Here is a 25,822-nt window from a genome sequence, read left to right on the forward strand (position 1 = left end):
AACCCGGGCATCCCGGGAGCCGGCGGCCGCCGTCGGCGTGCGCGGACGGGGCGGGGTCAGGAGCCCGCGACGAGGTCCTGCATGTCGGCGATCTCGGAGGCCGGCGGGGCCTCGACCGTGAACTTCGCGTTGTAGTCGGTGAAGTTCATGGTGTTGGGCTCGTCACCGCCCTTGGTGACGGCGCGCAGGAAGTACGGCTCGCCCTCGGCAGCCACGTAGAAGGTGACGGTCTCGCCGCCGGACTTCTTCTTGGTGAGGGTGACGGCCTTCTTGCCGTCGACCTCGGAGTCCTCGCCGCGCTTGACGCCGTCGAGGTCGCCCTCCTTGAAGAGGGACTTCAGGTCGCACATGTCGTCGCTCTGGCCGGAGGGCACCTTGACCCAGCGGTCGCCGACCTTCTTGGCGGTGGCCTCGTCGCCGAGGGTGCCCTTCCAGTAGGCGGTGTCGCCCTTCATGTAGCTGGTCTTGTCGACGACGCGGATGTCGACCTTGCCCATGTCGGCGGACTTCATCTCGCCGTTGCAGGAGCCGCCCTTGGCGATCTCGAAGCTGATCGAGGTGGGCTTGCCGCTCTGCTTGCCCTCGGCGGCGAGCTTCACCGAGTCGACGCCGCTCGTCGCCTTGGACGCCTTGTCGGCGATCTTGTCGGCGCTCATGCCCTCGAAGGGGTCCTTGTCGCCGAAGCAGCCGGTGACGCTGACGAGTGCGGCCGCGCAGGCCACTGCCGTCGCCAGGACCTTCCGATTGGCTGCCATGTGTATGTCCCCTCCTGGGTACCGATGTCGCGTGGTGCTTACGGGGACTTTACGACGGTGATGAGGCGGAACCGGTCACTCCAGGGGTGTGATGGATCACTCTCGGCAACCTCCGCGTTCCGCCGCAGGGGTCACGAAAACCGCCGCACGTCACACGAAAACCGTCACTCCACCACGTGCCGCCCCTCGGCCCGAGCGCTGCAGGACGCCCGGAACGAGCAGTGCGCGCAGTGCTGTCCCGTGGTCGGCGAGAACCGCTCGTCGAGGACCTTGCCCGCGGCGGTGGCCAGCAGGTCGCCGACCCACTGACCGGTCAGGCCGTCCTGGGTCTGCACCTTGGGGAGCGCGTCGCCGCCCTCCTTCTTGGGCGCGGGCTGGCGCAGCTGCACCAGCTCCGCTCCGCCCGGCTCGGGCCTGCGCCCGTCGAAGACGTCGTCGACGGCGCCTTCGCGCACCGCCAGCTGGTAGACCGCGAGTTGCGGGTGGCGGTCCACCTCGGCCGCTGTAGGAGCCTGTTTCCCTGTCTTGAAATCGACCACGTAGGCGCGCCCGTCGGCGTCCGACTCCACGCGGTCCATGGAGCCGCGGATCCGCACCTCGTAGGAGCCCGCTTCCAACGTCACGTCGAAATCGTGCTCAGTGGCGACCGGCGTACGACCCGGTCGGGTGCCGTTGCTGTCGACGTGCCAGCGCAGGAAGCGTTCCAGCGCCACGCGCGCGTGCTCCTTCTCCTGCGCCGACTTCCAGGGGGCGTCGAAGGCGAGCGCGTCCCACACCGAGTCGAGCCGCTCCATCAGCACCGACAGGTCGGCGGGTGTACGCCCGGAGGCGACCTCGTCGGCCAGGACGTGCACGACGTTGCCGAAGCCCTGGGCCGCGGTCGCGGGGGCGTCGGCCTTCACCTCGCGGCCCAGGAACCACTGCAGGGAACAGGTGTTGGCGAGCTGGTCGAGGGCGCTGCCGGAGAGGGTGACGGGCTGGTCCCGGTCGCGCAGCGGCACGGCGCTGTGCGTGGGCTCGTACATGCCCCACCAGCGGTACGGGTGCGCGGTCGGCACGAGCGGCCTGCCGTCCTCGTCGCGCAGCGCGGCGAGGCGGGCCAGGCGCTCGGCCGCGGCCTCTCGCAGGGTGTCCGAGACGCGCGGGTCGACGGTGGTGGCGCGCAGCTCGGCGACGAGTGCCGCGACGGACAGCGGGCGGCGCGGGCGGCCGGTGACGTCCCGGGGCTCGACGCCGAGCTCGGTCAGGAATCGGGAGGGCTGCTCGCCGTCGTCCGCCGCGGACTTCACCGCCGTCACGACGAGCCGCTCGCACGCGCGCGTGGCGGCGACGTAGTACAGGCGCCGCTCCTCCGCCAACAGGGCGCCGGGGGTGAGGGGTTCGGCCAGTCCGTCGCGGCCGATGCGGTCCGCCTCCAGGAGCGAGCCGCGGCGGCGCAGGTCGGGCCAGAGGCCGTCCTGCACGCCGGCGACGACCACGAGCCGCCACTGCAGCCCCTTGGAGCGGTGCGCGGTCATCAGGCGTACGGCGTCGGGGCGCACCGCGCGGCGGGCGAGGGTGTCGGCGGCGATGTCCTGCGCCTCGACCTCGCCGAGGAAGTTCAGGGCGCCGCGACCGCCGCTGCGCTCCTCGGCGCGGGCCGCGGTCGCGAACAGGGCGCAGACGGCGTCGAGATCGCGGTCGGCGTTGCGGCCCGCGGCGCCGCCGCGGCGGGCGGTGCGCTCCAGGCGGTTCGGCCAGGGCGTGCCGTTCCACAGCTCCCACAGGGCCTCTTCCGCGGTGCCGCCGCCGGCGAGCAGCAGCCGGGTGCGCCGCAGCAGCTCGCCGAGCCGCCGCGCCCCGGAGGCGTACGACGGGTCGTGCGCGACCAGCCGCTCCGGCTCGGCGAGGGCGCGGGCGAGCAGCACGTCCGAGGGCGGCGGTACGCGGTTTCCGGCGGCCCGCTCCTCGTCGCGCAGCGCCCGGCCGAGCCGCCGCAGATCGGCCGCGTCTGTGCTGCCGAGGGGCGAGGAGAGCAGGGCCAGGGCCCGCTCGGTGCTGAGCCAGGGTGCGGTGAGGCCGTCGGCCTCAGGGGTTGCCGTGCCGTCGGCCTCAGGGGTGGCGGGGCCGTCGGCTTCGGAGGGCGTGAGGCCGTCGGCCTCGGGGGCGCTTTCGGGCTCTCCCTTTGTAGTGCCGGTTGTAGTGCCTGGTTCCAACTCCCCCTCTGCGGCGGCTTTTTCGGCCACCCCCTCTGTAGTGCCGGTTTCCGCCTCTGTGCCCGCCGCCTCCGCGACCGCCGGCTCCGCCACTGCCCCCTCCGCCGCGGCGCGGAGTGCCTCCAGGAGCGGGGCGACGGCAGGCTCCTCGCGGAGGGCCAGGTCGTTGCCGTCGACCTCCACCGGGACGCCCGCCGAGGTCAGGGCGCGGCGGATCGCCGGGATGCGGATGCCCGCGCGGACGAGGACCGCCATGTCGGACCAGGCGACGCCGTCCTCCAGGTTGGCGCGGCGCAGGATGTCCGCGACGTTCTCCAGCTCGGCGCCGGGCGTCGGGTACGTGAACACGTCGACGCGGCCGCCCTCGTCGACGGCGCGCAGCGCGCGGTGCCGCCGTACCTGCTCGGCGGGCAGGCGCGGCAGCGGCATCCGCTGCGTGATCCGGCGGGTGGCCTCCAGGAGCGCGGCGCCGGAGCGGCGGGACGTGGTGAGCACCTCGACCGGGGCCGGGCGACCGTCGGCCCGGCGGAAGGCGTCGGGGAAGTCGAGGATGCCGTTCACGTCGGCACCGCGGAACGCGTAGATCGACTGGTCCGGGTCGCCGAACGCGACCAGGGTGCGACCGCCGCCGGCCAGTGCCTGCAGGAGTCGTACCTGAGAGGGATCCGTGTCCTGGTACTCGTCCACGAACACCGCGTCGTAGCGGGCGGCGAGTTCGTCGGCGACGTCGTCCTCGCGGGCCAGCAGCACCGCGCGGTGCACGAGTTCGGCGTAGTCGAGGACGCCCTGCGCGTCCAGGACGTCCAGGTACTCGGCGAGGAACGCGGCCGCCGCGCCCCAGTCCGGGCGGCCGGTGCGGCGGGCGAAGTCGCCGAGGGCGGACGGGCCGAGGCCGAGCTCGCGGCTGCGGGCGAGGACCGCGCGCACCTCGTCGGCGAAGCCGCGGGTCGTCAGGCAGGCGCGCAGCTCGTCGGGCCAGCGCACGCGCGCGTGGCCGCTGTTCTCGAGGTCGATCTCGCCTTCGAGGAGTTCGCGTACGACGACGTCCTGCTCGGGTCCGGAGAGCAGCCGCAGGGGTTCGACGAACAGGTCGGCGTCCTGGTGGGCGCGGACCAGGGCGTAGCAGAACGAGTGGAACGTGGTGGCGCGCGGGGCGGAGACGCCGTCGATGCGCAGCGCCATCTTGTCGCGCAGCTCCACCGCGGCCTTGCGGCTGAACGTGAGCACCAGGATCCGCTCCGGATCGGTGCCCTTGGCGATCCGGGCCGCGACCGCCTCTACAAGGGTGGTGGATTTGCCGGTGCCCGGACCGGCGAGCACGAGCAGCGGTCCGCCCGCGTGCTCAACCACCGCGCGCTGCGGTGCGTCAAGACGAGGGGGATCCATCCGCGCCGGCGGCGTACGCACCAGCCGGTACGCACGGGTGCCCCCCTGACGCACGGATGCGTCGGGAGCGCGCCGGTCGGAAGTAGAGGAGCTCACGTGGATCGCCGGTCCTGGTGGGTGTGCTGGGTGGAGAAGGGGCCCGCAGGCCCCGGTGGTCGTGGTGCGGCCGCCGTGCGCCGCGCGGGCGGCGACGGCGCCGGCCGGGCGACCGCCGCGCTCGACGCTACGCCAGTCGCCGGCCGGAACGCGCCGTTCCGTCGTCTTCGTACGCGTCGCCCGTACGGTCCACCGGGCGACCGCCGCGGGCGCGCATGCCGGAAGCTGTCCCCTGTGAGACCGCGCACGGCCGTTCCCGCAGCGAGACCGCGCCCGCACGCGCGGACTGCGGACTCAGTCGTCCCTGCCGTCCCAGCGGGCCCGCCGCATGTCCAGGCGCTGGTCGCCCGCGCCGGAGGTGCGCAGCGGTGTGGCCTCCATGCGGTACCGCTCCAGGGCGCGGCGCTCGCTGCCCGGCAGCAGGTGGCCGTCGGCGCGCACCACACGCCACCAGGGCACCGCCCCGCCGTACAGCGCCATGACGCGGCCGACCTGGCGCGGGCCGCCCTCGCCGAGCCACTCCGCGATGTCGCCGTACGTCATGACGCGGCCGGGCGGGATGCGCTCCGCGACCTGGAGCACCCGCTCCGCGTAGTCCGGAAGTTCCGGCAGGCTCTCCTCGCTCATCCGGCCCATCTTGCCGCACCCCACCGACAATCCGGGCGGGAGCGGGACCATGGTTCTGTGAACCCCGGGTGTGGGGTCGAAGGACACAGTTCGACGACTGAATGCACCCTGATGCCCGCTGTTGTCAGCGGCTCGTGCCACCATCGTGCGGGCGGTGACAGGTGATACGCGAGCACAACGAGACGGAGAAGGATCAGGGAGTGCAGCCCCCCAAGGACGAGCGCACCCCTGACACGCCGTCGCGCCCGGAGACCGACGGCCCGCGCGAGACGGACCGGGACACCGCACACGAAACGGGCCGGGACGCCGCCCGCCGGACCGAGCACGAGACCGAGCACGAGACCGTGCACGAAGCGGACGCGAAGCACCCCGTCCCGGGGCCGAAGCCGCACGGTGCCACCGCCTCCACGGCCACCGGCCCGGGCGGCGAGGTCGAGGGCGACGAACCGCTGCTGCCCGCGCGCGTGCACCGGCCGTCGGACCTCATGCGGGTGCTGAGCGGGATCCTGGCGATCGTGCTCGTGCTGTCCATCGCGGCGTTCGCGCACGGCACGACGTCCGGCCTTGAGCAGGACATCAACAAGGGCACCGACCAGGCACCCGACCTGCTGATCAAGTTCGCCGGCCTGAGCGCGTCCATCGCGGTGCTGCTCGTACCGGTGGCGTTCGCGATCGAGCGGCTGATCAAGCGGGACGGGCTGCGGATCGCGGACGGTGTGCTGGCCGCCGTGCTGGCGCACGGGGTGACGCTCGCCACGGATCTGTGGGTGGCGAAGGCGGCGCCCGAGTCGATCCAGGACGCGCTGACCCGGCCGCTGGTGGAGGACCCGGGGGCGCTCACCGACCCGGTGCACGGCTACCTCGCGCCGGTCATCGCGTACATGACGGCGGTCGGGATGTCCCGCAGACCGCGCTGGCGGGTCGTGCTGTGGACGGTGCTGCTGCTCGACGCGCTGTCGATGCTCGTCGCCGGGTTCACCACCCCGTTCTCGATCATCCTGACCGTCCTGATCGGCTGGACCGTCGCGTACGGGACGCTGTACGCGGTCGGCTCGCCGAACGTCAGGCCCACCGGGCAGACCCTGCTCGTCGGCCTGCGGCACGTGGGGTTCCGGCCGGTCAGCTGCGCGCGGGCGGAGGATGCCCCGGAGGCGGACGGCGGCGACCGCGGGCGGAGGTACTTCGTCACGCTCGAGGACGGGCCGCCGCTCGACGTCACGGTCGTCGACCGGGAGCAGCAGGCGCAGGGCTTCTTCTACCGCGTGTGGCGCCGGCTCACGCTGCGCGGCATCACGACCCGGCGCAGCCTGCAGTCGCTGCGCCAGGCGCTGGAGCAGGAGGCGCTGCTGTCGTACGCGGCGATCGCGGCGGGCGCCAACGCCCCGAAGCTGATCGCCACGTCGGAGCTCGGCCCGGACGCGGTGATGCTCGTGTACGAGCACCTGGGCGGGCACTCCCTGGACGCGCTGTCGGACGACGAGATCACCGACGAGCTGATGCGGGACACCTGGCTGCAGGTGAAGGCGCTGCAGTCGCGGCGGATCGCGCACCGGCGCCTCGCGGGCGACGCGATCCTGGTGGATCGTTCCGGCACGGTGATCATCACGGACCTGCGCGGCGGCGAGATCGCGGCCGGCGACCTGGTCCTGCGGATGGACATCGCGCAGCTGCTCACCACGTTCGGCCTGCGCACCGGCGCCGAGCGCGCGGTGGCCGCGGCGGTCGACGTGCTCGGCCCGGACGCGGTCGCGGACTGTCTGCCGCTGCTGCAGCCGATCGCGCTGACCCGGTCCACGCGCGCGACGCTGCGCAAGCTGGGCCGCGAGCGGTCGCAGCGCGAGCGCGAGGCGGTCCTGGAGGCGTCCCGCAAGACCCGGCACGGCCGTGAGGCGGGCGGCGCCGAGACGGCCGCGTCGGACCGCAAGGCGGCGAAGGACCAGAAGCAGGCGGAGAAGCGGGCCCTGGACGAGGCGCTCGAAGTGGCCCGCGAGGAGGACCTGCTCACCCAGATCCGGCACCAGGTGCTGAAGATCAGGCCGCAGGCGCCGGTGGAGCCCGCGCAGCTGGAGCGGATCAAGCCGCGCACCCTGATCAGCTTCCTCGCCGGCGCGATCGGCGCGTACTTCCTGCTCTCGCAGCTCACCGGCATCGACTTCGCGAAGCTCTTCGAGGAGGCGAACTGGGGCTGGGTGCTCGCCGCGGTGGCGTTCTCGGCGCTCAGCTATGTGGCGGCGGCGATGGCGCTGCTCGGCTTCGTGCCGGAGCGGGTGCCGTTCCTGCGGACGGTGGCGGCGCAGGTCGCCGGTTCGTTCGTGAAGATCGTGGCGCCCGCGGCGGTCGGCGGCGTCGCCCTGAACACCCGGTTCCTGCAGCGTGCCGGGGTGCGCTCCGGGCTCGCGGTGGCGTCGGTCGGCGCCTCGCAGCTGTTCGGCCTGGGCTCGCACATCCTGCTGCTGCTGACGATGGGCTACCTGACGGGTACGGAGAAGACCCCGGAGCTGACGCCGTCCCGGACCGTCATCGCCGGACTGCTGACCGTCGCGGTGCTGGTGCTGGTGGTCACGGCGATCCCGTTCCTGCGGCAGTTCGTGGCGACGCGGCTGCGGTCGCTGTTCGCGGGCGTCGTGCCGCGCATGCTCGACGTACTGCAGCGCCCGCAGAAGCTGCTCACCGGCATCGGCGGCATGCTGCTCCTCACCGCGATGTTCGTGCTCTGCCTGGACGCGTCGGTACGGGCCTTCTCCAACGACGAGACGGTGTCGCTGAGCCTCGCCAGCGTGGCCGTGGTCTTCCTCGCGGGCAACGCGCTCGGCTCGGCCGCCCCGACGCCGGGCGGTGTGGGCGCGGTCGAGGCGACGCTGACGTTCGGCCTGGTGGCGATCGGCTTGCCGAAGGAGGTCGCGGCGCCTGCGGTGCTGCTGTACCGGCTGCTCACGCTGTGGCTGCCGGTGCTGCCGGGGTGGCTGTGCTTCAACCATCTGACACGCAAGGGCGCGCTCTGAGGCACCGCGGGCGGGGCCGCCGCGGGCAGAGCCATCACGGCCGGGCCGCCACGGGCGGAGCCACCACGGCCGGGGCCGCCGCGGGCGGAGCCTGAGCCCCTTGAAGGTTCCTACATAGCGAACCGCACCTGCTGGGAGCATCGCCCGATCTTCCTTGCACCTGCGACCCGACCCTGCCTACATTGCCGCACATGCGGTCCTACACCACTCAGCAGGCGGCCCGTCTGCTCGGCGTCAGCACGGACACCGTGCGGCGCTGGGCCGACGCCGGGCGGATGCCGACCCGGCGGGACGAAGGGGGCAGGCGACTCGTCGACGGGGCCGACCTCGCCGCGTTCGCCGTGGAGCTCGGCCGACAGTCCGAGGACGCCGAGGAGGCGTACACGACCGCGCGGAACGCGTTTCCCGGGATCATCACGGCCGTGAAGCTCGGCGACGTCGCCGCGCAGGTCGAGATCCAGGCCGGGCCGCACCGGCTCGTCTCCCTGCTGACCCGCGAGGCCGTCGAGGAGCTCGGCCTGGAGGTCGGGATGGAGGCGGTGGCCCGCGTGAAGTCGACCAACGTCCACATCGACCGTGCGTGACGAACGGGGTTCTCCCATGCGCAGCAGGCCCACCTTCCCCCGCCTGGGGACCGTCTCCCGAGGCGTGCTCGCCGCCGCGGTGCTCGCGCCGCTCGCGGCCTGCGGCTCCGGCGCGACGGACAACGGCAGCGACGGCAGCGACGGCGGGAGCGGAAGCGGGACGACGGTGACCGTGCTCGCCGCGTCGTCCCTGACCGATGTCTTCGAGGCCGCGGGGGCCGCGTACGAGAAGGAACATCCGGGTACGAAGGTCGAGTTCTCGTTCGCGGGCTCGCAGGAGCTGGCCGCGCAGGTGCGGCAAGGGGTGCCCGCGGACGCGCTCGTGACGGCCGACACGAAGACGATGGACGGGCTGGACGCGGAGGTCGGCGAGCCCACCGTGATCGCGAAGAACCGCCTCACCATCGCCACGGCCAAGGGCAACCCGAAGAAGGTCGCGGGCCTCGACGACCTCGGGCGCGAGGACCTGAAGGTGGTCCTGGCCGCGCCGGAGGTGCCGGTCGGCCGGTACAGCGAGCAGGTGCTCGACGACGAGGGCGTGCGGGTGCGCGCGGTGTCGCAGGAGCCGAACGTGCGCGCCGTGCTGAGCAAGGTGGAGCTGGGCGAGGCGGACGCGGGGCTCGTGTACGTCACGGACGCCGCGGCCGCCCGCGGCAAGGTCGGCACCGTGACCGTGCCGGACCGGCAGAACGCCGTCGCCTCGTACCCGGCGGCCGTCCTGGAGGACGCCGAACACGCGGACGCCGCCGGGGAGTTCGTGAAGTGGCTGGCGTCCCCGAAGGCGCAGAAGCTGCTGCGGGACGCGGGGTTCCAGAAGCCGTGACCGCGCCCGTCAGGACCTCAGCGCTGCGCGGACGCGTGCCGTGGGCGCTCGCGCTGCCCGGCGTCGTCGCGGTGGTGTTCCTGCTGCTGCCGCTCGCGGGCGTGCTCGCGGGGGCACCGTGGCGGACGCTGCCGGGCCGGCTCGGCTCGCCCGCGGTGACCGAGGCGCTCGGCCTCTCGCTCGTGGTGTCGGGGTGGGCGCTGCTGCTCTCGCTGCTCCTCGGGGTGCCGCTGGCGTGGCTGCTCGCGCGCGTGGAGTTCCCGGGCAAGGCGCTGGTGCGGTGCCTGGTGATGCTGCCGATGGTGCTGCCGCCGACGGTCGCGGGCGTGGCGCTCCTGGAGGGGTACGGGCGGCGCGGGCTGCTCGGGCCGTGGCTCGACGGGCTCGGCGTGACGCTGCCGTTCTCGACGGCCGGGGCGGTGGTGGCGGCGGCGTTCGTGTCGATGCCGTTCCTGGTCATCAGCCTGGAGGGCGCCCTCGGGGGCCTGCACCGGCGGTACGAGGAGACGGCGCTGTCGCTCGGCGCGACGCCGCTGCGGACGTTCCTCACGGTGACCGTGCCGATGGTCGCGCCGGGCCTGGTCGCGGGCGCGGCGCTGTGCTGGGCGCGGGCGCTCGGCGAGTTCGGGGCGACGATCACGTTCGCGGGGAACCTGCCGGGCACGACGCAGACCCTGCCGCTGCAGGTCTACCTGCTGCTGCAGAACGACCCGGACGGCGCCGTCGCGGTCTCCCTGCTGCTGCTCGTGGTCGCGACGGCGGTGCTGGTCGCGCTGCGAGGGCGCTGGCTGGGCGCGGGGTCCGGTACGGATTCCGGTACGGATTCCGGTACGCGGGCTCGTACGCGTAAGAGCATCGCGGACGCGGAGCCCAAAGAGGCGGCCGGAGGCGAAGGGGAGCGGACCGGCCCGCCGATGGCCGCGGAACTGCCGGACGAGACCTGGCCGTTGGACGCCGAGGTGGCCGGTTTCACGCGCGTACGGCTCGACGCCCCGCCCGGCACGACCGTCGCCGTGGTCGGGCCGAACGGCGCGGGGAAGACGACACTGCTGCGGGCGCTGCTCGGCCTCACCCCGCGCGCGTGGGCGGAGAGCCTGCGGCTCGGCGGGACGGACGTGGGCGGCCTGCCGGTGCACCGGCGCGGGATCGCGTGGGTGCCGCAGGACGGGGCGCTGTTCCCGCATCTGACGGCGCTGTCCAACACGGCGTACGGGCTGCGCGCCCAGGGCGTCGACAAGCGGCACGCGCGCGTGGCGGCGCAGGAGTGGCTGGACCGGCTCGGCGTCGGCCGGCTCGCGCACCGCAGGCCGGGGCAGCTGTCCGGCGGGCAGGCCCAGCGGGTGGCGCTGGCCCGGGCGTTGGCGGCGCGACCGCGGCTGCTGCTGCTGGACGAGCCGCTCGCCGCGCTCGACCAGACGACCCGGGCCCGGGTGCGGCACGCGCTGCGCTCGCATCTGTCGGACTTCCCCGGGGTGTGCCTGATCGTCACGCACGACCCGGTCGAGGCGGTGTCCCTCGCCGACCGCGTACTCGTCCTCGAGGACGGGCTTCCGGTGCAGTACGCGGAGCCCGCCGAGGTCGCACGGCATCCGCGGTCGCCGTGGGTGGCGCGGATGCTGGGCCGCAACGCGTGGCCGGGGACGGTGCGCGGGGGCGGGCTCGAACTGGCCGACGGGGCCCGGCTCGTGCTCGCCGGACCGGACGACGACTCCCCCGCGCCCGCCGAGGGCACGGCCGCGCTCGCGGTGGTCGCGCCGGAGGCGGTGTCCCTGCACCGGGAGCGGCCGTCGGGCAGCCCGCGCAACGTGTGGGAGGGCACGGTACGGGAACTGACCGCGCACGGCGGCCGGTTGCGGGTCCTCGTCTCCGGCGCCCCGGAGGTGGTCGCCGAGGTGACGGCCGGGGCGGCGGCGGAACTGGGGCTCGGGGAGGGGGCCCGGGTGTGGGTCAGCGTGAAGGCTACGGAGATCACGGTGGTGGCCCTGTAGGTCCCCTCGACGGTCCCGCGCCGTCGGCCCGCGCACCGTCCGTCGCGCCGGCGCGCTCGTCCTCAAGCGCCGGACGGGCTTCATGCTCTGCCCCTCCCCTTCCCTGAAGCCTGCGGCGCCGTCGTGGCCGGGCGCGCCCCGCTGCGAAGCCGCAAATGTCACAGCCCCGCGCCCCTATCGGGGCCCTTTGGCGCGCGCCCCGCCACGTCCCCCCGCAGGATGGGTGGCATGTCGAACCGCCCTGGTCGTACGCGTGCCGCCGCCCTCTCCGTAGCTCTGCTGACCCTCGCGCTCGCCGCTGGGTGCGGGGACGGGGAGGGGGACGGGGATCTGGCGGCGCAGGAGTTGTCCTGGAAGGAGTGTCCGGCGCCGTCGGCCGAGCAGGGCGGCGGCGACTCCCCCACCCCGCTGCCCGGCGGCGCCGACTGGCAGTGCGCCACGATGAAGGCCCCGCTGGACTGGGACGACCCGGACGGCGAGACCATCGACCTCGCGCTGATCCGCGCCGAGTCCTCCGGGAAGGACGACAAGCGCATCGGCTCGCTGATCTTCAACTTCGGCGGGCCCGGCGGCTCGGGCGTCACGACGCTGCCCGCGTTCGGCGAGGAGTACGCGAAGCTCCGTACCCGCTACGACCTGGTCAGCTTCGACCCGCGCGGCGTCGGCCGCAGCGCCCCGGTGACCTGCCGTACGGACAAGCAGCTGGACGCGTACTACCAGCAGGACTCCTCACCGGACGACGCGGCGGAGGAGAAGAGCTACCTCGCCGAGGTGAAGGGCTTCAACCGGGACTGCGACGAGAAGTCCGGCGAGGTGCTGCCGCACGTGGCGACGACGGACGCGGCCCGCGACATGGACCTGATGCGCCAGGTCCTCGGCGACGAGAAACTGCACTACTTCGGCATCTCGTACGGCACCGAACTCGGCGGCGTCTACGCCCACTTGTTCCCGAAGAAGGTCGGCCGGGCCGTGTTCGACGCGGTGGTCGACCCCACGCAGAACGCCGAGCAGGGCTCGCTCGGCCAGGCCAAGGGGTTCCAGCTGGCCTTGGAGAACTATGCGAAGGACTGCACGTCGAAGGTGGAGGACTGTCCCGTCGGCGACACCCCCGAGGACGTGCAGAACCGGATCGCCACGCTCCTGAAGGACCTGGACAGCGACCCGCTGCCCGGCCTCGGCCCGCGCAAGCTGACCCAGACCGCCGCGACCAACGGCATCGCGCAGGCGCTGTACTCGAAGGACTTCTGGGAGTACCTGACGGAGGGCCTGGAGCAGGCGTACGACGGGGACGGCAAGGTCCTCATGGCGCTCTCCGACTCGATGAACGGCCGCAGCCCCGACGGCACGTACAGCAACATCGGCGCCGCCAACATCGCCATCAACTGCGCCGACGACAAGGCCCGTTACACCCTCGCCGACGTGAAGGCGAAGCTCCCCGAGTTCCGCAAGGCGGCCCCGCTGTTCGGGGACTTCCTGGCCTGGGGCATGGTCGGCTGCACGGGCTGGGCGGTTCCGGGCGCCGCCGACCACCCGGACGTGAGCGCGAAGGGCTCGGCCCCGATCGTGGTCGTCGGCAACACCGGCGACCCGGCGACGCCGTACGAGGGCACCCGCAAGATGGTCGAGGCGCTCGGCCCGGGCGTCGGCGTGGAGGTCACGTACAAGGGGCAGGGGCACGGGGCGTACGACAGCGGCGACCGGTGCGTGCGGCGGGCCGTCGACGGCTATCTGCTCGACGGGAAGGCCCCGAAGTCGGGCACGGTCTGCCCGGAGTAGGCCGCACCCGGCCCGGAATCCGACGCCTCTACTATTACGGGACGTTTTCCCAGGGGGGGAATACGTTTTCGAGGGGAAGCCGCCCATGCCGCCCATGCGGTCTTCGTCCAGATCAGCGCTCATATCCCTGCTCCTCGGGGGTCTGCTCCTCTCCGGGTGCGGCGAGGCGCCGAAGGCGCCGGAGCGGAGCGGGCACTCCCTGGGCCGTACGGAGAAGAAGCCGACGCCCGAGCTGCCCGCCGCCCTGACCGGGCAGCGGCTCGACTGGGGGCGCTGCGAGCCGACCGACGCCGGGGCGCCCGGCGAGGGCTGGGAGTGCGCCACGATGAAGGCGCCGCTCGACCACGCCGAGCCGGGCGGCAGGACCCTCGACGTGGCCCTGATCCGCAAGCAGGCCACCGACAAGGACAAGCGCATCGGCTCGCTGCTCTTCAACTTCGGCGGGCCCGGCGGGTCGGGCGTGGCCGGGCTGCCGGCCTCGGCGTCGGCGTTCGAGAACCTCAACTCCCGGTACGACCTGGTGAGTTTCGACCCGCGCGGGGTCGCCGCCAGCTCGGGTGTGCGGTGCCGTTCGGACGCGGAGCTGGAGTCGGCGGCCGCAGAGGTCGACCTGACGCCGGACACGGCCGCCGAGGAACGGGCGTACTTCGCGGACGCCGCGGACTTCGGGAAGGGCTGCGCCCGCCGCTCCGCCGGCCTCCTCGCGCACATCGGCACGTCCGACGCGGCCCGCGACATGGACCTGATGCGCCAGGTCCTGGGCGACGAGAAACTGCACTACTTCGGCTTCTCGTACGGCACCGAACTCGGCGGCGTCTACGCCCACTTGTTCCCGGAGAAGGTCGGCCGGATCGTGCTCGACGGGGTCGTCGACCCGAGCGCCGACACCGTGGGCCACGCCAAGAACCAGACGACCGGGTTCCAGCGGGCCCTGGAGAACTACCTGAAGTCCACCGGCGCCGACCCGAAGCAGGGCACCCGCGACCTCGTGGCGCTCCTGAAGCGCGTCGACGCCCGCCCGCTGCCCGCCGGCGGCGGCCGGAAGCTGACCGAGGGCCACGCCCTGACCGGCATCCTCGCCTCCCTCTACAGCGAGCTGTCCTGGCCCTCGCTCACCGCGGCCCTGGACGACGCGCGGGCCGGACGGGGCGGCAAGCTGCTGTCGCTCGCGGACCAGTACAACGACCGTGACCCGTCCGGGAGTTACGGCACCCAGAGCCACGCCCAGCGGGCCATCTCCTGCGCCGACGCCAAGAAGCGGCCGACGGCCCGCGAGGCCAGGGCCGTACTGCCGGAGTTCCGCCGGATCTCCCCCGTCTTCGGTGAGTTCCTCGGCTGGGACACGGCGGGCTGGTGCCACGACTGGCCGGTGCCGGGCGCGCACGACACCCCGGAGGTGAGCGCGCCGGGCGCCGACCCGATCCTGGTCGTCGGCACCACCGGCGACTCGGCGACCCCGATCGAGGGCGCCGAGCGCATGGTCGAGGAACTCGGGCCCGGCGTCGGCGTCCAGCTCACCTACCGCGGCGAACGGCACACGGCGTACGGGGGCGGCAGCCGCTGCGTCACGTCGACGGTGGACGGCTACCTGCTCGACGGGAAGGTCCCGGAGCACGGCAGGACCTGCTCGTAACCCCCGCCCCACCCCGCCCCACCACCACCAGGCACCCGCCACCAGGCACCCGTCACCAGGCACCCGCCATCAGGCACCCGCCATCAGCGTCCTGAGCACGGCAAGACCGGCTCGCACCAAGGGAGTTGTCACCAGAGATGTCCACGCACATACGCGCCGCCGCCCTCGCGGCGGGCGCGCTCGCCCTCGTCGCCGTCGCGGGCTGCGGTACGGGCCCGAAGGACGAGCCCCGGCCCGAGGGGCTCGCCGGGCAGCGGCTCGACTGGTCGGCCTGCGAGGCGCCGACCACGGCCCAGGGCGGCGGCGGCACGGCGCCCGGCAAGGGCTGGGAGTGCGCCACGATGAAGGCGCCCCTCGACCACGCCGAGCCGGACGGCGAGACCATCGACGTGGCGCTGATCCGCAAGCAGGCCACCGACAAGGACAAGCGCATCGGCTCCCTGCTCTACAACTTCGGCGGCCCCGGCGGCTCGGGCGTCGCCACGCTGCCGCTGGCCGCGGCGGACTACGAGAAGCTCAACTCCCGCTACGACCTGGTGAGTTTCGACCCGCGCGGCGTCGGCGAGAGCGCCACCGTCCACTGTGTGGACGACCGTGAGATGGACGAGGTGACCGCCGCGAAGGAGGGCCTCCCGGACACCGCGGCCGAGGAGAAGCGCTTCCTCGCCGAGCAGCGCGCCTACGTGCAGGCCTGCGAGGAGAACTCCGGCAAGCTCCTGCCGCACCTCACCACCGAGGAGACGGCCCGCGACATGGACCTGATGCGCCAGGTCCTCGGCGACGACAAGCTGCACTACTTCGGCATCTCGTACGGCACCGAACTCGGCGGCGTCTACGCCCACTTGTTCCCGGAGAACGTCGGCCGGGCCGTGCTCGACGCGGTCGTCGACCCGACGAAGGGCACCGTGGAGAACGCCGTCGCCCAGACGAAGGGCTTCCAGCACGCCCTGGAGAGCTACCTGGAGTCGGCCGGCGAGGACCCGGAGCGCGGCACCCAGGAGCTCGCCGGGCTCCTCGAAGGCCTCGACACGCAGCCGCTGTCGACGGCGAGCGGCCGCGAGGTGACCCGGAACCTCGCCCTCACCGGCGTCGCCTCCGCGCTCTACAGCGAGGAGACCTGGCCGTACCTCTCCAAGGCCCTTCAGGAGGCAAGGTCCGGCACGGGCGACACGCTGCTGCTGCTCGCCGACGTCTACAACTCCCGTGACCCGCAGGGCCGTTACGGCAACCAGCAGGCGGCCGGCGCCGCGATCCGCTGCGCCGACTCCAGCGAACGCTTCACCCTCGCCGACGTGAAGAAGCACCTGCCGGTGTACGAGAAGGAGTCGCCGGTCTTCGGCGAGATGCTGGCGTGGGGCCTGCCGAGCTGCAACGGCTGGCCGGCGACCGGCGAGCGCGCGACGCCGGAGGTCGGCGCGAAGGGCGCGGCCCCGATGCTCGTCATCGGCAACACCGGCGACCCGGCGACGCCCGTCGAGGGCGCGGAGCGGATGTCGAAGGCGCTCGGCGAGGGCGTCGGCGTGACGCTCACGGTGCGGGGCGAGGGCCACGGCACGTACGGCGTGAACGACTGCGCGACGCGCACGGTGGACGCGTACCTGCTGGACGGGAAGGTCCCGGCGGACGGCAAGACCTGCGCATAGGCCCGGGCCCGGCCCCGGTCTTCCTGCGGAAAGGCGTGGGCCCGGCCCCAGTTCTCTGGGGCCGGGCCCACGATCCGGCCTGTCCGGCGCTTGAGGACGAGCCCGCAGGGCGACTACGGTGCCCGAGCCGACGGTGCGCCGTCGGACGACCTGAGTTCCGGCCTAGTACACCGGCTTGCTCGGCTCGATCTGGTTGACCCAGCCGATCACGCCGCCGCCCACGTGCACGGCGTCGGCGAAGCCCGCGGACTTCAGGACCGCGAGGACTTCCGCACTGCGGACACCCGTCTTGCAATGCAAGACGATCTTCTTGTCCTGCGGGAGGTCCTGGAGGGCGTTGCCCATCAGGAACTCGTTCTTGGGGATCAGCTTGGCGCCCGGGATCGAGACGATCTCGTACTCGTTCTGCTCGCGGACGTCGATGATCTCGATCTTCTCGTCCGCGTCGATCCACTCCTTGAGCTGCTTCGGAGTGATCGTGGAGCCGAGCGCGGCCTCCTGGGCCTCCTCGGAGACGACGCCGCAGAACGCCTCGTAGTCGATGAGCTCGGTGACCGTCGGGTTCTCGCCGCAGACCGCGCAGTTCGGGTCCTTGCGGACCTTCACCTGGCGGTACTGCACCTCCAGGGCGTCGTAGATCATCAGGCGGCCGACCAGCGGGTCGCCGATGCCGGCGAGCAGCTTGATGGCCTCGTTGACCTGGATGGAGCCGATCGACGCGCAGAGCACGCCGAGCACGCCGCCCTCGGCGCAGGACGGAACCATGCCGGGCGGCGGGGGCTCCGGGTAGAGGCAGCGGTAGCAGGGGCCGTGCTCGGACCAGAACACGGAGGCCTGGCCGTCGAAGCGGTAGATCGAGCCCCAGACGTACGGCTTGTTGAGGAGCACGCACGCGTCGTTGACCAGGTAGCGCGTGGCGAAGTTGTCGGTGCCGTCGACGATCAGGTCGTACTGGGCGAACAGCTCCATCACGTTGTCGGCCTCGAGCCGCTCCTCGTGGAGGTTCACCGTCACGTACGGGTTGATGCCGAGGACCGTGTCCTTCGCGGACTCCGCCTTCGAGCGGCCGATGTCCGCCTGGCTGTGGATGATCTGGCGCTGCAGGTTCGACTCGTCGACCTCGTCGAACTCCACGATGCCGAGGGTGCCGACGCCGGCCGCGGCCAGGTACATCAGCGCGGGCGAACCCAGGCCGCCGGCGCCCACACAGAGCACCTTGGCGTTCTTCAGCCGCTTCTGCCCGTCCATCCCGACGTCCGGGATGATCAGGTGGCGGGAGTACCTGCGGACCTCGTCGACGGTGAGCTCAGCAGCTGGCTCGACCAGGGGTGGCAGCGACACGGGAACTCCGTAGATCGGTTAATGCGGAACAGTTGTTCCTCCGTAACGCTGCCACACCCCTCTTCATTCCGAGACACTGCGTCCGATACGCGAGACGATTTCGTCCCAGTAGCCGGGCAATGCCCCGAAAGGATCCACCGTGCCGTGCCGGTCGGTGCGGTCCGTGAACCAGATCGTGCCCGCGCCCTGCCAGCGGGCCACCCGCAGCGCCTCCTCCAGGTGGCCGCCGGGCACGCCGTGCACCAGGTGGCAGAACCGCTCGGGCGGATAGTCGGCGGTCCACTCGGCCACCTGCGACCAGCGGTACTCCGACCACGGCCCGGAGAACGTCACCAGCTGGTCGGCGCTCTCCGCGTACCCCGGATACGGGTGCGTGCCGTGCCCGAACACCAGGTGCGCCTCGGGAAGCAGCGCCCTGAGCGTGCCCGCGATCCGCCGCGTCTCGGGCAGGGCGGCGCGCTCGCTCGGGGCGCGGTGCAGCAGGAACCCGTCGATCCGGTACCAGTCGAGGTAGCGGTGCGCGTCGGAGACCAGCTCGCCGAAGTCCCGGGTGCCGTGGCACAGGTCGAGGTGGCCGAGGACCCGTACGCCCACGTTGCTGAGGCGGCCCGCGGCCTCCAGGCAGTGCGGGTCGGGGCGGTCGCCGGGCCCGTTCGCGACGTTCAGGACGACCCAGTGCAGCGGGGTCTCGGGCCGGCTCAGCTCCGCCCACTCGACGGGCGCGAGCAGCGGGTGCGCGTAGCCGGGCACACCCAGGCCCATGGTGGCTCCGGCGAGGGCGTGTGCGGGACCCGTCCGGTCGATCAGATGCGGCATGCCGCCTCCATCCAGATGTCGGCGAGTGACTCTTCGAGGTTGATCCGGGGCCGCCAGCCGAGCCGGTCGCGCGCGGTGCGCACATCGGCCTGCTGCCAGCTGCCGCAGCCGTCCGGGTACGGGTAGACGGCCGGGATCGCGTGGTCCGGGTCGGGCCGCGGGTGCCCGATGGCGGGGCGGCCGGTGGGCCCGGCGTCCAGCTCGTGCAGCGCCCCGCCGTAGCCGGCGACCCGGGCGAGCACGGCGGCCGCGTCGCGCAGCCGGACGGCCCGGCCCGAACCGATGTTGACGACGCCCTGCGCCGCCGACAGGGACGCGGCGTGCACGGCCCGCGCCACGTCGCGCACGTCGACGAAGTCCCGCTGCACGCCGAGTCCGGCCAGCTTCAGCTCGCCGTCGCCGGACTGCATGGCGCGGCGCATCGCCTCGGCGAGCCGGCCGAGCGGAGTCGCGGGCGGGGTGCCGGGCCCGGCGGGCGAGAAGACCCGCAGGACGACCGCGTCGAGCCCGGACCCGAGGACCAGCTCGGTCGCGGCCAGCTTGCTCACGCCGTACGGGCCGCCGGGCCGGGGCGCGGCGTCCTCGGCGGTGGACGAGCCGGGCTGGCTCGGCCCGTACTCGGCGGCGCAGCCCAACTGCACGAGCCGGGCGCCGCAGCCGCTGCGGCGCAGTGCCTCGCAGACGGTGGCGACGGCCACGGTGTTGTGCCGGGTGAGCTCGCGGGCGCCGCCGCGGGTGGCACCGGCGCAGTTCACGACGACGCCGGGGTGGACCGCGTCCAGGAACCGGGCGAGGGCGCCGGGGCTGCCGGTGGCGAGGTCGAAGCGCACGTCGGCGTCGTCGCCGCGGCCGAGCGCGGTGAGCTGGACGGCGGGGTCGGCGAGCAGCCGGTCGGCCACGTACCGGCCGATGAATCCGTTGGCTCCGAGGAGCAACACCCTCATCGGGCGCCCCCAGGGACGGATGCTCGGTGAGCGAGGGTGGTCATCTGGCGTTCTCCTTCGGGATGTTGCTCACGGTGGAGGCCCGCGGGGTCGGTCACGCGGGAGGTACGAGGGACAGTCGGGTCCGGTCTGGTCAGGGCAGGCAGGGGCGGGTCGGGGCCGGGCCGGTCCGCGCCGGGCTCACCGGGGCGCTCCCGGCACGGCCGCGTGGGCGGAGGCACGGGTGAGGCGGCGGGCGGCGGCGACGAGCAGCACGAGCACACCGGCCCCGCAGGCGAGCACCTGCACGGCCGCGGCGCCCACGGCGTCGACGGGCAGCGCCAGCCACCAGCAGAACGGCAGCCGCGCCCCGAACACGGAGGCCACGGCGAGCCCTTCGAGCACGCACACCCCGCCGAGCACGACGCCGGGGGCGACGCAGAAGCCGTACGAGGTGAGCAGCCGGGCGAGCAGCAGCAGGACGGCCAACAGGGCGGCCCCGTACGGCGGTTCGGCGCTGTCGAGCAGCCGTCCGGCGAGGAGGAGCAGGCCGACGGCGGCCCCGGCGAACAGGGCGACGACGGCCAGCAGCAGCGGGCGCGCCCCGGCGGCGAACTCCTCCAGGCCCCGGCTCTGCGCGAGCCGCCGCCGCGCGCCGGCGGCGAAGAGCCGGGCACACCAGACCGCGGGCGCGTACGCGAGGGCGAGCCCGAGGAGCGCGGCGGTGTCCGGCGGCCAGGGCGCGTCGGGCCCGCCGCGGAGCGCGGCCTCCAGGAACCCGTCGCCGAACAGCGCGTACAGGAGCAGAAACCCGGTCCACGCGCGCGTGCCGCCGACAGTCCCCCCGCGCGCCCGCAGCGGCCCCCGGCGCAACGCGATCCGCAGCGCGACGCCGAGCGCGAGCAGCCCGACGGCCACCGCGGCCGACTTGGCCTGCCCGTCGGTCAGTTGGTACGCGACCACCGTCCCGGCGCCGACGGCCGGAGGCAGCAGCGCGAGCAGGGCGTGGGCGCGGGGCGGGGCGTCCACGGGCGGGACCTCGGGTGCGGTACGCACGGCGGCGGGCCGGTCGTCGCGCGGCACGCGGGCGTACATCTCCTCGGCGAGCGTGAACACGTCCCGGTGCCGGTAGCGCGCGGCGGTCCGGTCGGTCACGCCGTGCGCCTCCAGGCCCGCGGCGATCTCCAGCGGGTCGACGGCCCGCTCGCACAGCTCCCGGTGCCGGTGGATCAACGCCTTGACGGGGTCGACGGCACCACGCCGGGCGGGCCTGCGCGGCGAGTCCGGCTTCTCCGGCGCCTCAGCGGCCACCACGGCTGAACCTCCCTCGCCTGTACGGGACTTGCTCACGCCTCCTCCTCCCGCGTGGCATCGGCGGCCTTCGGCTCGGGGCGAGGTGCGGGCCGGGCCTCGCGGCTCGTCCGGGGCGCCGGGAGGGCCGCGGCGAGCGCCTGCTCCGACCGCCGGTCCCACGCCCCGGGGCACCCCGGAGCAACGGGCCAGTCCCTCACGTCCGTACGGGACTTGCTCATGACTCCCCCTCGCCGGTCGCCGCACCGGCCACCGCGCTCGCCACTGCCCCCACGGGCGCGGCGGAGGGCTCGGACTGTCCGGTGTGTACGGGATGTCCGGTGCGTACGGGATGTTCGGCGCACTCGGGGTCTTCGGTGCGTACGGCCTCCGGCTCGCCGAGGCTCCCGGGTTCGGCCGCCGCTTGCCGCGCCGGGGACGTGTCCTCCGTAGCGCCGTCGCCGGGTTCCCGTACCGCCCAACTCGGCCCGTTCCTGGGCCCCTTGCGGGAGGCGAGCCACTGGCCGAAGCGGGGGCCGGGCTCGCCGTACGCGCCGGGGGAGCCGGACCAGCGGCCCGCCACATGCGTCTCGGCGGGGTTGGCGAAGGGCAACGGGTCGCCGTCCTCGTCGACGACGTCCCTGGGGACCGGGCAGTGCGAGACGATCTCCAGATAGATGCCATGGAACGCGGCGATGTTCTGCTCCACGGTGAAGAGTTCGAGGGCCCGCGCGCGGGCGGCCGCGCCCAGGCGCTCACGGCGCGCGGGGTCGCGCAGCAGCGCCACGCACGCGTCGGCGAGCGCCTTCGGGTTGCGCGGCGGCACCACGAGCCCCGTACCGCCGATGACCTCCACGACCGCGCCGGTGTCCGTGGACACGGTGGCCCGCCCGCAGAACATGGCCTCGACGAGGCTGATCGGGAAGCCCTCCACGACACTGGACAGCACCACGACGCTGCCCGCCCCGTACGCCTCCGCCAGCTCCGGCGCCTCCGGGGAGCCCAACTCCTCGAAGGAGACCGGGTTGTCGCCGACCGCGTGCACGCCGTCCGCCTCGTCCGGGAAGAGTTGCGCGGCCAGGGCACGACAGTGCGCGAGGTAGCGCTCGCCCTCCTCGCCGTGCGCCGGTACGCCGACGATGCGGAGCCGCGACTTCGGCTCCTCCTTGCGCACTTCGGCGAAGGCGTGCAGCAGCCCGACCAGGTCCTTGGCGGGCTCGATCCGGCCGACCCACAGCAGCGTGTCCGGGTCTGCGAGATCCGCCCCGGCCTCGCCGACCTCCGCGAACCGCCCGGCCGCCATGCCCGGGTAGACGGTGCGCAGCTTGGCCCGCTCGGCGCCGCACCGTTCCTGCCAGCGGCGGGCGTGCGTGTTGCCGGGCGTGATGAGCGCGGCCTGCCGGTACACCTCGGCGGCCAGGCGCCCGTGGAAGGCCGCGATCAGCGCACGCGCCGGACCGCCCGCCCGCTCCCCGGCGCCCGCGAGGTAGTGCGCCCGCAGCTGCACGCCGTACTCGGTGACGAGCAGCGGCACCCCGAAGAAGTGCTTGGCGAGGAGCCCGGGCAGCGCGGCGCAGCCGCCGGAGGTGGCGTGGCAGAGGTCGACGGAGCCGAGCCCGCCCTCCTCGTCCTCGTACCAGTCGAGGGACAGCGGCCGCAGCGCCTGCTCCAGGAGGGCGGCGACGGTGAGCAGGTCGGGGACGCGGGCCTCGTGCGCGACGCGGCTCGCGCCGGGGGCGCGGCAGGCGCGCTCCAGGGCGCGCACGGCGGTCTCGGAGCGCAGGGCCTCGGCCAGTCCGCCCTCGTCGCGGGCGAGTTCGGCGAGCCCGTAGAGCGCGTTGGCGAAACGGTCCGCCACTTCGGCCGAGGCCGAGGAGAAGCCCGCCGACGAGCCTGACGGCGAGGACGAGTCCGGGGATGCGAGGACCGAAGCCTCACCCGCCGACCCCGCCGACCCCACCGACCCCACGGACCCCGCACAGATCGCCGCCGCCAGCTCCCCGTAGTGCTCGGCGAAGCGGCGCCGCTGCCGGCGGCCGTACCCGGAGCCGGTGCCCGCGCCCGTCCAGGCGTGGCCGCGGCCGGTGGCGTCGTCGGCGGTCCAGAGCGGCGCGGTGCGCACCCGGTGCACCTGGGGCGGGAGTTCGATCCAGCCCTGTTCTTCCTGGTGCGCGCTGCGTGCGAGGGCGAAGACATCGAAGACGTGCTGCTCGAGCCCGCGCACGAGCCGGTCGCACCAGAGCCTGGCCTCACCGGTCACATACGGGTAGCCACCCTCCGTGAGCAGTCCGATGCGCACGAGTACACCCCCGATCTCCCTTGTGGGGGGCCGCCGTTGGTCGGTCGGCCCGCAGCGGGACGAACGTACGCGGGGACGGCGGTGACACGATGGACAGTCGTCCGCCGCGCCACCAAAAGGGGTGAACGGTCGTAACTTTCGCGCGCGGGTAGCGTTCTGTTGCGCTAAGCGCCGATTCGGTTACGGAGCGTCAATTACCGGGGAAGGCCCAGGCGTTGGGGCGGCACTTGATGCCGTCGTACTCCAGGAACTTGGTCTGCTGCTGCATGACCGGCGCGAGCGCCCCGTTCTTGCTGCACATCACATGGTTGAAGCCGAGCCGGTGGCCCACTTCGTGGTTGATGAGCATCTGCCGGTACGGATGGATGGCGTCGCCGTACGTCTTCGCGCCCTGCGCCCAGCGATAGGCGTTGATCATGACGCGCTCGGTGGCGGCGGAGTCGCAGGAGACGTTGTCGACGGTGGTGTCGAGCCCGGACTTGGCGCACCACACCCCGGTCGTGCCCGGACTGGCCAGGGTGATCACGAAGTCGGCCTGGCCGCTGGAGACCCGCTCGAAGGTGCGGCCGCCGCCGTGCGCCCAACTCCGGTCGTCGTTCAGGGTCTTCTGCACGGCCTCGGCGAACAGTTTCCCGTCGAGCCCGAGCCCCTTCTCGACGTCCACGCGGTACCGGAACTTCTGTCCCTTGCCCGGCGCCTTGTCGAATCCGCCCATGGCCTCGAACTTCCCGCTCGCCTTCAGATCGGCCGCGAGCGGGTACTTCTTCCCCATCTTCTGCTCGTACGTCACCGCTTCCGGCTTGGCCGGCGGCGGTCGCTCGGCCTGGGAGCGGGACGCGTCCTCCGCCTGCTCGCGCACCTCGCCCGCGTCGACGGCGCCGGCCCGCGCGTCCTCGGACGAGCCGCCGGTGAACTGCAGGGCGACGAGCCCGGCGAGCACGGTCGTCACGGCGGCGGCGGCGATCCCGGCGAACGTACGCCCCCGGCCGCCCTTCCGCCGCTCACGCTCGGCCTCCGGCCCGTCCTGCCCGTCGGCCCGCGACTCCTCGTCCCGCTCGTCCCAGTCGGTGACGGTGTCGTACGGGTCGCCGGGGCCCGCGGGACCCGCGGGGTGCTTCGGCGGGGCTCCGGCGGCGAAGATGTCGTCCGTGTCGTGCAGCGGGTCGAGGGCGTCGAAGGCCGCCACGTACTCCTGGCGGGGTCCGGGCACGCGGGACTGCGGGCGGGCGGAGGGGTCGGGCGAGACATACCCGCCGGCGCCCAACTCGCCCCAGGCGCCGCCCTGTTCACGATGCTGCGGGTGCGGCCGGGGCCCGTCGGGCGCGGGCCGGGCGCCCCTTCCGGAAGGGGACGAGGGCGGCGGCTCGGGCGCGCGACTGCCCCGGCCGTTCGGCACTTCGGCCGGTGTCGCGGTACGCCGACGGCGGCCCGGACCGGGGCCGGGCGCGGGCTGCGCTGCCGGTATGGCCCCCGTGTCGGGCCCGGCGGTCGTGCGCCGCGAGTGCCGTCCCACGCGCCGTCTCAGCTCCCCGAGTTCGAGTCTTGGTCCGCGAGCAGATCACGGAAGGCCGCGGCCACCGTGTCCGGATACTCCATCATCGCCACGTGCCCCGCCTCCGGCAGGGTCAGCAGCCGCGAGTCCCGGAAGGCCCGCGCCGCCTTCTGCGCCATGCGGTACGAGACCAACAGGTCCCGTCCACCGTAGACGAGCAGGGTGGGTGCGAGCACGCGCTCGGCCTGCCGCCACAGTCCGTGCTGCCCGCCGAGCGTGTAAGCGTCCACGATGCCACGGGCCGAGCGGGCCATCGCGTCCCAGAAATAAGGGAGTTGAAGTCTGCGCTCCATCTCCTGCACGGCGTGCGCGAAGCCCTCCGGGGAGACCCTGCGCGGGTCGCCGTAGCAGAGGCCGAGGACGCCGCGGGTGCGCTGCTCGGGCGTCCAGTCCTTGGTGAGTCGGGCGAAGAGCTGGGCGACGCCGGGCACCGCGAGCAGCCCGGTGGGCACGGCGGTGCGCTGCACGCGCAGCTCGGGCAGGGCGGGCGAGACCAGCGACAGCGTCCGCACCAGGTCGGGTCGTACGGCCGCGACGCGGGTGGCGACGGCCCCGCCCATCGAGTTGCCGAAGAGGTGCACGGGCCCGCGCCCGGAGGCGTCGAGCAGCCGGATGACGGCGCGGGCGTGTCCGGTCACCGAGTAGTTGCCGTCGTCGGGCGGCGGGGAGTCGCCGAAGCCGGGCAGGTCGACCGCCTCGCCGTCGACGACGTCCGCGAGCAGCGGCATCAGGTCCGACCAGTTCTGCGAGGAGCCGCCGAGGCCGTGCACGTACAGCGCGGGCTCCAGGCCCTCCCGCTCGGCCGGCCTGGAGCGCACGGTGAGGGTGAGCCCGGGCAGCGTCACCTGGCGCAGCTCCTCCCCCTCGGCGACCCGCACGGGCGGCGGCGTCACGGGCGGGACCGCGGCGGTCAGGGCTCCCGGCAGCTCGGTCGACGACATGCTGGCAATGTTACGAGACGATCACGCATGGGATCACGTGTTCGCCGTCACAGCCGCGGCTGGTCATCGCGGCTGTCGTCACGACGGTCGGGGTACGGCATCACATAGCGCCACGAAACGGTCTCTCCTACGCTCGTAGAGAGAGCGGGTCT

18 protein-coding genes are annotated in these 25,822 nt (G+C 73.6%); 7 read left to right on the top strand and 11 right to left on the bottom strand.

The window, feature by feature from the left end; all coding sequences use genetic code 11:
• Window positions 1-56 precede the first annotated feature (56 nt).
• From ACIDOF_RS02010 to ACIDOF_RS02020, 3 genes are all read right to left on the bottom strand, one after another.
• Window positions 57-755 carry a hypothetical protein gene (locus tag ACIDOF_RS02010; RefSeq protein WP_409003829.1) on the bottom strand — a complete coding sequence of 233 codons (699 nt, stop codon included), beginning with the start codon at window positions 753-755 and terminating at the stop codon, window positions 57-59.
• Window positions 756-919: 164 nt separating this feature from the next.
• Window positions 920-4,432, bottom strand: a complete 3,513-nt coding sequence (locus ACIDOF_RS02015) for an ATP-dependent helicase (protein ID WP_409003830.1) — start codon at window positions 4,430-4,432, stop codon at window positions 920-922.
• A gap of 294 nt (window positions 4,433-4,726) precedes the next feature.
• On the bottom strand, window positions 4,727-5,068 hold the full coding sequence (locus tag ACIDOF_RS02020) for an MGMT family protein (protein WP_409003831.1): 342 nt from the start codon (window positions 5,066-5,068) through the stop codon (window positions 4,727-4,729).
• A 191-nt stretch (window positions 5,069-5,259) separates the two neighbouring features.
• On the opposite strand from ACIDOF_RS02020, the gene ACIDOF_RS02025 reads away from it, so the two are divergent.
• From ACIDOF_RS02025 to ACIDOF_RS02055, 7 genes are all read left to right on the top strand, one after another.
• Window positions 5,260-8,061 (top strand): YbhN family protein, encoded by a 2,802-nt coding sequence (locus ACIDOF_RS02025; RefSeq protein WP_409003832.1) that lies wholly within the window; start codon window positions 5,260-5,262, stop codon window positions 8,059-8,061.
• A gap of 191 nt (window positions 8,062-8,252) precedes the next feature.
• Complete coding sequence (locus tag ACIDOF_RS02030; protein ID WP_409003833.1) at window positions 8,253-8,645, top strand: molybdopterin-binding protein; 393 nt, start codon at window positions 8,253-8,255, stop codon at window positions 8,643-8,645.
• 16 nt (window positions 8,646-8,661) lie between these two features.
• Complete coding sequence (modA, locus tag ACIDOF_RS02035) at window positions 8,662-9,468, top strand: molybdate ABC transporter substrate-binding protein (protein ID WP_409003834.1); 807 nt, start codon at window positions 8,662-8,664, stop codon at window positions 9,466-9,468.
• Window positions 9,465-11,456, top strand: coding sequence for an ABC transporter permease (locus ACIDOF_RS02040; RefSeq protein WP_409003835.1), 1,992 nt, complete (start codon window positions 9,465-9,467; stop codon window positions 11,454-11,456). Before modA ends, ACIDOF_RS02040 begins: the two co-directional genes overlap by 4 nt.
• Before the next feature lie 228 nt (window positions 11,457-11,684).
• The gene (locus ACIDOF_RS02045; RefSeq protein ID WP_409003836.1) at window positions 11,685-13,232 is read left to right on the top strand and encodes an alpha/beta hydrolase; all 1,548 of its coding nucleotides are present in this window, start codon (window positions 11,685-11,687) and stop codon (window positions 13,230-13,232) included.
• An 85-nt stretch (window positions 13,233-13,317) separates the two neighbouring features.
• Window positions 13,318-14,865, top strand: coding sequence for an alpha/beta hydrolase (locus ACIDOF_RS02050; protein ID WP_409003837.1), 1,548 nt, complete (start codon window positions 13,318-13,320; stop codon window positions 14,863-14,865).
• A 137-nt stretch (window positions 14,866-15,002) separates the two neighbouring features.
• A complete protein-coding gene (locus ACIDOF_RS02055) occupies window positions 15,003-16,508 on the top strand; it encodes an alpha/beta hydrolase (protein WP_409003838.1) in 1,506 nt (501 codons plus the stop codon).
• A gap of 162 nt (window positions 16,509-16,670) precedes the next feature.
• On the opposite strand, the gene moeZ is transcribed toward ACIDOF_RS02055, so the two are convergent.
• The 8 genes from moeZ to ACIDOF_RS02095 form a co-directional block, all read right to left on the bottom strand.
• Entirely contained in the window at window positions 16,671-17,849 is a 1,179-nt protein-coding gene (gene moeZ, locus ACIDOF_RS02060) for an adenylyltransferase/sulfurtransferase MoeZ (RefSeq protein WP_409003839.1), read from the bottom strand.
• A 63-nt stretch (window positions 17,850-17,912) separates the two neighbouring features.
• A complete protein-coding gene (locus ACIDOF_RS02065; protein ID WP_409003840.1) occupies window positions 17,913-18,665 on the bottom strand; it encodes a spherulation-specific family 4 protein in 753 nt (250 codons plus the stop codon).
• Window positions 18,653-19,609 carry an NAD-dependent epimerase/dehydratase family protein gene (locus tag ACIDOF_RS02070; RefSeq protein WP_409003841.1) on the bottom strand — a complete coding sequence of 319 codons (957 nt, stop codon included), beginning with the start codon at window positions 19,607-19,609 and terminating at the stop codon, window positions 18,653-18,655. Before ACIDOF_RS02070 ends, ACIDOF_RS02065 begins: the two co-directional genes overlap by 13 nt.
• 180 nt (window positions 19,610-19,789) lie before the next feature.
• Window positions 19,790-20,938: a hypothetical protein gene (locus ACIDOF_RS02075; protein WP_409003842.1), complete on the bottom strand. Its 1,149-nt coding sequence runs from the start codon at window positions 20,936-20,938 to the stop codon at window positions 19,790-19,792.
• The gene (locus tag ACIDOF_RS02080) at window positions 20,935-21,120 is read right to left on the bottom strand and encodes a hypothetical protein (RefSeq protein WP_409003843.1); all 186 of its coding nucleotides are present in this window, start codon (window positions 21,118-21,120) and stop codon (window positions 20,935-20,937) included. Before ACIDOF_RS02080 ends, ACIDOF_RS02075 begins: the two co-directional genes overlap by 4 nt.
• Entirely contained in the window at window positions 21,117-23,177 is a 2,061-nt protein-coding gene (locus tag ACIDOF_RS02085; protein ID WP_409003844.1) for a DUF3492 domain-containing protein, read from the bottom strand. The genes ACIDOF_RS02080 and ACIDOF_RS02085 overlap by 4 nt, the downstream gene beginning before the upstream one ends.
• A gap of 190 nt (window positions 23,178-23,367) precedes the next feature.
• Window positions 23,368-24,702, bottom strand: a complete 1,335-nt coding sequence (locus ACIDOF_RS02090; protein WP_409004026.1) for a DUF3152 domain-containing protein — start codon at window positions 24,700-24,702, stop codon at window positions 23,368-23,370.
• A complete protein-coding gene (locus ACIDOF_RS02095) occupies window positions 24,699-25,670 on the bottom strand; it encodes an alpha/beta fold hydrolase (RefSeq protein WP_409003845.1) in 972 nt (323 codons plus the stop codon). The genes ACIDOF_RS02090 and ACIDOF_RS02095 overlap by 4 nt, the downstream gene beginning before the upstream one ends.
• Window positions 25,671-25,822 lie beyond the last annotated feature (152 nt).

Source organism: Streptomyces sp. Da 82-17 (assembly GCF_046098215.1).
GTDB lineage: Bacteria > Actinomycetota > Actinomycetes > Streptomycetales > Streptomycetaceae > Streptomyces.